This window comes from Peptoanaerobacter stomatis (genome assembly GCF_000238095.2).
In the GTDB taxonomy this organism is placed as follows: domain Bacteria; phylum Bacillota; class Clostridia; order Peptostreptococcales; family Filifactoraceae; genus Peptoanaerobacter; species Peptoanaerobacter stomatis_A.
Genome location: NZ_JH815225.1, coordinates 1,869,689 through 1,876,029 on the forward strand (window position 1 = coordinate 1,869,689; position 6,341 = coordinate 1,876,029).

Annotated in this window: 3 protein-coding genes; 2 read left to right on the plus strand and 1 reads right to left on the minus strand. The window is 29.2% G+C overall.

The genetic code is table 11. The features are described 5' to 3' along the window. Window positions 1-21: 21 nt before the first annotated feature. The gene (locus HMPREF9630_RS08130) at window positions 22-1,338 is read left to right on the plus strand and encodes a VanW family protein (RefSeq protein WP_009528018.1); all 1,317 of its coding nucleotides are present in this window, start codon (window positions 22-24) and stop codon (window positions 1,336-1,338) included. Window positions 1,339-1,387: 49 nt separating this feature from the next. On the opposite strand, the gene pepF is transcribed toward HMPREF9630_RS08130, so the two are convergent. Then, window positions 1,388-3,172 carry an oligoendopeptidase F gene (gene pepF / locus HMPREF9630_RS08135; RefSeq protein WP_009528019.1) on the minus strand — a complete coding sequence of 595 codons (1,785 nt, stop codon included), beginning with the start codon at window positions 3,170-3,172 and terminating at the stop codon, window positions 1,388-1,390. 1,148 nt (window positions 3,173-4,320) lie between these two features. Here pepF and HMPREF9630_RS08140 point away from each other — a divergent pair. After that, window positions 4,321-6,341 (plus strand): VWA domain-containing protein (locus HMPREF9630_RS08140; protein WP_009528020.1); only part of this gene is annotated, 2,021 nt, incomplete at its 3' end.

Genomic DNA, 6,341 nt, shown 5'->3' on the forward strand with positions numbered 1-6,341 from the left:
TATTAGATAACAGGTGATATTTTGAAAAATAAAAAGCCGCTATTAATAATAGCAATATCATTTATAATAATAATCATATCATTAATTATATTCATTTTTTCGCTAGTAAATAAAGACACCATTTATGAAAATGTGTATATAAATAAAATAAATGTTCAAGGAATGACAAAAAGCGAGGCATATGACACCATAAGTAAAAATTGTGAATTTGGAACATTAAGTTTAATCTATAATAACAAAAAATGGCAAACTGATTTGAAGGATGCGGGCTTTAACTACAAAGTTCAAGATGCAGTGGATAAAGCTATTGCAATAGGTAGAAATCAAGATACATTTCAAAATATATTGAAAATAATAAATCTTTCTTACTTTGGAGATAAAGAATATATAGACTTGGATTATACTCATAATTATAAAAAAATAGAAGAATTTTGCAATAAAGTCGGTAAAGAATTAAACAGTGACCCTATAGAAGCAAGCATAAGCATAGAAAATGACAAAATAACAATAACAGCAGGAAGAGACGGCAAAAAATTAATCGCATCCAAAATAATTAATGAGCTTAAAGAAAAAATAGAAAACGATAAAGAAAAAGACATAGATATAAAAATTCCGTTTGATACAAAATCACCAAAATTAAAATATAAAGAATTGTCACAAATAAACGGAGTTATATCAAGTTTTCAAACGGATTATAGAACAAGCGGAAGATCAAGAGCATGGAATGTCGAGCTGTCAGCAAGCAAAATAGACAACCAACTCTTAATGCCGGGAGAAGAAGTCAGTTTTTTGCAAAAAATAGGGAAAATAACTTATAGCGCAGGTTTCAGACCTGCACCTGTAATTGTAAATAACGAATATAAAAACGGAATAGGTGGCGGAGTTTGTCAAGTAAGCACGACATTATATAATGCGCTTTTAGAAGGAAATGTAGAAATAAAAGAACGCTCAAATCATACTTTTCCTGCAAAATATGTACCTATAGGCAGAGATGCAACGGTTGGTGATACATCACCTGATTTAAAATATAAAAATAATTATCCGTTTCCGATATTTATAAAAACTTATGCCCAAAACGGAATTTTAACCGCAAAAGTATATGGAGATACCACAAAAGCAAAAAAAGTACAAATATATTCAGAGCGTACATCATATATTTATCCATATACAATATACAAAAAGGACAGTTCACTTCCAAAAGGCACTCAAATAGTAGAAAGCTATGGACAATTAGGGCAAACCAGCGTAACATATAAAATGGAAGACGGCAAAAAAATCATAATTTCAAAAGACAGATATTCAGCAAAGCCGAAAATAATAAGAGTAGGAACAAAATAAATTAAAGCACGCAGAAATCTGCGTGCTTTTGCATTTTATAATGAGCAAATTATTTTGCTATTTCATCAACGGTTTTTGCTATGAAATCTATTGTATAATTTAATGCACTATCTGTTGATATATCAACATTAGCTACTTTACACAACTCTATAGGAGATTTTGTGCCACCTGATTTCAAAAACTTAATCCAATTTTTATCAGCGTCTTTAACATTATTGAGTATGTTTTGGCTTACGACTGTAGCCACAACAAGTCCGGCAGAATAAGTGTAAGAGTATAATCCGTTATAATAATGTGGTTGTCTCATCCAAGTATATTCAGCAGTAGATAAATCTATCTCATCTCCCCAGAAATTAGTATAAGTTTCTTTCATTAAATCAGATAAGATATAAGCATTTACAGTTTCGCCTTTGTCAACTAAATCATATACCTTTCTTTGATAATCAGCCTCCAACAAATGAGTTACAAAATTATGATAATAAGTATTTTCAATCATACAAGACATAGCCCATTTTTTAAATTTCTCGTCCTTACTGTTTGAAATCAGATAATTTGTAAGTAGCATCTCATTGCAAGTAGAGGGAGCTTCCACTAAATACAAAGACGGCTCTTGTGTCAATATGCTGTTGTGTTTTTGAGCAAGAGAAAAATGGACTGCATGACCGATTTCATGAACAAGAGTAAACACTTCACTCAAAAGCCCTGTCCAAGATAACAATATATAAGGTTGTTTCTTGTAAGGACTTGCACAAAAACCTCCCGTAGATTTACCGATATTTTGTGCAAAATCAACCCACCTGTCCTTTTTGTAATTCATAGCTATTTCCAAATATTCATCACCCAAAACCTTGAGAGCATTATACACATAGTCCTTAGCATCATCAATATTCAATTTTGGTGCATAATCAGAAAACAAAGGTAATTTCAAATCAGCAAAAGTCATTCTGTCAAGATTGTTGTTTTTCTTGATAAGAGATGCATATTTTCTCATAACAGGAGCTAATTTTGTCATTATTGTATCTATTTGTCTGTTATACATATCTCTTGTAACTTTTTGTGGGAATAACAAATAGTCGATTACACTGTCAAAACCACGCATTTTTGACATTATTTTTTCTTTTTGTATCTGAGTGTTGTAGTCTGTAGCAATAGTATGCTTGTACATATCCAATTTTTCAGCAAAATGTTTGTACGCACTACGTCTTACATCAGTATCCCTCTCATATTGGTATTCGTTTTCAAATTTTACGAAACTCATCTCGTAACTTTTGCCGTTTACCTCAAAATTATCAAATCTGATATCCATCTGTTTAGTGTTTTCATAACAATCAGATGGAGATTCAAGCACAACATCAAGCATAGATAATGCGTGTTCAATATTTTTATCCAGTTTATGAGGTTTTTCAGCTATAATATCCTCAAAAAATACAGCATAATTATTATCTAAAGACTTGCATTTTTCAAGCATAGTCACGTCAAGTAAAGCAAGCTCGCTTGTGAAAAAAGATATATTTGCAAATACCTCAGACACCATCATACCGTACTTGCTCGCCCTCAAGTTTTTGAAGTTATCGTTCATATCGACAGATACGTCTAAGCTTGCATAATGCTCAGTGTGGTCAATCAGTATCTTTATTTGCTCGTACACTTTCAGTGCATCAAGTATAGTATTTTCATCATTAAGCTTACCATCGTAATCAGCTTTGAACTTGCAAGATAAATCCTGTAGTTTTTTTACATCATTGTCATAATCCTGCTCGCTCTCATATAGCCCTTTTATATTCCACTTCAAATCCTCGCTTATTTCGCTTCTTTGCATAAGTTTATTTTGCATAAACACACTCCTTTTATTAAAAAATATTAATCATCTTTATATATACCGATAATTAGGAACAACAATATTTTTTATTGTATAGTTTTAACAGATTAAAATAATTTTTTCGGTATAAATAGATGATAAAATACATATTTATACTAATATTTGGTTGATTAATAGATAAAATTTATGATTAAGTTTTTTATTTTAAGTATACTTGATTTTACTTAGTTAATAAATTCTTAAAATTGATAATATCCATTATTTTACTAACTGTTAGTATTACATTAATAACCAAAAAAATAAATATAAAAGATTATAAGCTAAAAAATTATATTTATTTTGTTATATTCATTATTAAATGAGTTACTATTATCAATAATACACATAAATTATATCATATAATCGCAAACTGTAATATGGTTTTGCAAATTTTTATATCACAATACGATATTAGGTAAAAATGCTATCATATTTTTACACAATATATATAACTATATTTATAGATATTGTTTGTATTTATTCTATTTCCTTTTTATCTAATATTCGTATAAAATAACATATAAATACTATACTTAATAAGTGTTGTTTTATAGAAATATTAGATTAATTATAGTGAAATAGCGATGAATAAAAAAATCTTTAAATACAGCAATAAAATTTATAAAAAAAACCTTGAAAAAAATATATAAAAAGTATATAATGTCTTCAGTAGATATATAGGACTTATATCATATTAAACACAACTTATACTACAACAATATAAGAAAAGTTTATGAATAGACATCTTTAACGATTTTAGAGTATGTGTAATTCATATTTTATAGGGCATTTTATACAATATACGCATATGAGACAAACGGTAACTTATACTTAATTAAACATAATTTAGTTACTATGAGTAAAAAATATTATAGGATGTTTATAATATTTTTTAACCAAACATTACAATACATACGCCTGGAAATTATGTTAAAAAAGAGGTAAAACAATATACAACATCATTTAAAAAAACATATGCATCAAAATTTGGAATGTCAAACTACATATATAACCTAAAGATGTGAAACAGCAAGATATAAATACTAAATATCACAACATACTAATCATAATACGATAATACTTTTAAGAGTATTATTGCAACAAACAGAAAGGAGGAAATGAAAATGAAAGTGAGAAATAGAATTTTAAATATATTTCTTGCTGTGATGTTAGTGTTTACCACACTATTATCTACAAATAAAGAAGTTTTTGCCGCTACTGAACCATCAGCTATAGATGTGCAAAACGAGGGTAACGGAATAGCAGAAGTTAAAGATAATGAAGGCAATATGCTTTATAAACTTACCAAAACTATAGAAGAAAAGGATTATGTCAGCAAAAAAGCAACTGTAACCATAGGAGCTGAAGGAGGCTCTGTAAAATCTACAGAATCTACAAAAAAGAAGATAGATATAGTATTTTTAGTAGATACATCAGGCTCTATGAAGTTTGGGCTTGACGGAACGCAAAATAATGTTCCTTATAAAAATCAAAGAATTTCTAAGCTAAAAGAGGCTTTAAAAAATTCTTTTTATTTGGTACAACTCTTGGTAAAAGAAAAAAATCTTCAAGGAGATATAAGAGTAGGTCTTGTATCATTTGCAGGAGAAAGTCGCCCTGTAACAGGTTTGAAAAAAGTTGTAACTGATACTAATCCGCCTTATGATAGCGTTAATGCAACTGGTTGGGGAAGTAGTGTTGAGTCTCTTGTTGCAGAAGGAGGAACATATACAGACAAAGCATTAAGCGAAGTGAGTGCTATGTTTGATAATAATGATAACAAAAGAATAGTTGTACTTATGACTGACGGCAAACCTACATTTTCAACAGAAATAAAAAACTATAGTAATTATGAGTTCAATGATACTGTCACAAGAGGTGATGGACGAAATTTTGAATTAATACCTATAATGGAGCCTGCACATCATATAAATAAAGCAGAATGGATAGAAGGTTATTTCAGAAATTGTCAAGTACCGGAATATTGGAAACGTAAAAATTTTTGGGGAAAACTTAAGGATAAAGTAGATTCACACTATGTAGGGGAAAGTTGGGAATATATAAAAGGATACTTTAGAAATTGTGATTTACCGGAATATAGAAGACCAGAAAAAAATAAAGAGGAAGGATATTTTACAGGTGACTATATTAATGTTAAGGATAATGGAGTAGCAGGTATACTTAGAGCTCAAATGCTAAAGGATAACAATACAAGTATATATACTATGGGTATTGGGGCAAATGAGGAAGAACTTAAAACATACTTGCAAGCTTTAGCAAGTGAGCCTGATATGTTTTATCCTGATTCATCAGCCAATATGTCAAACTTTACTCAAAACTTGAAAAACATCTTATACAAAGAAATATCAAATCCTACAATATCTGATGAAACTTTAACAGATATTATGGGTGAAAAAGTTAATTTGATAAGCGGTTTAGATGACATAAAAAGTTCTATAAATGTATCAGTTAAAAATAATGATTCAGAAATTGCAGCTAAAAGAAAAGCTGAGATAAAAAAAGCTATAGAAGATAATCTTAAAATTAATAATGATACTATAACTATAGAAAAAATAACATTAGCTGAAGGTGAGTCATTCACAATAAAATACGATATAGAACCTGATGTAGATAAACTTGCAGAAACAGATTATGGTATATGGTTAGATGCAAATCAAAGTGCTACATTAGGACAGAAAAAGTTCCCTAAACCAAAAATAAAAGTATTTATGCCTCAGCTTACAATAAAAAAAGTTGACGACAAAACAGGTGAGGCATTACCAGGAGCAGAGTTCAGCCTATACAAAAACAAAAGATTATTTGTTCCATATAAGATGACTCAAAACGGATATGTAAATATTAATGGGAAAATCACAACAGATTCAAATGGAACAGTAAAAGTAAATATACCTTACGGACAATATGAATTAAAAGAAACAAAAGCTCCTAAAGATTATTTAATAAACAAAGAAGAAATATCATTAAATGTAAATGATATGGAAATAATCCAGGAAGTTAGAAATACAGCAATTGAAAAAGTACAATACAGTGCACACAAGACATGGCAATATGTAAACGAAAATGAATTGAATAGTTACGAAGTAGAAGTAGGATTGTATGAAGAAGGAAAAACAAATGAACCTGC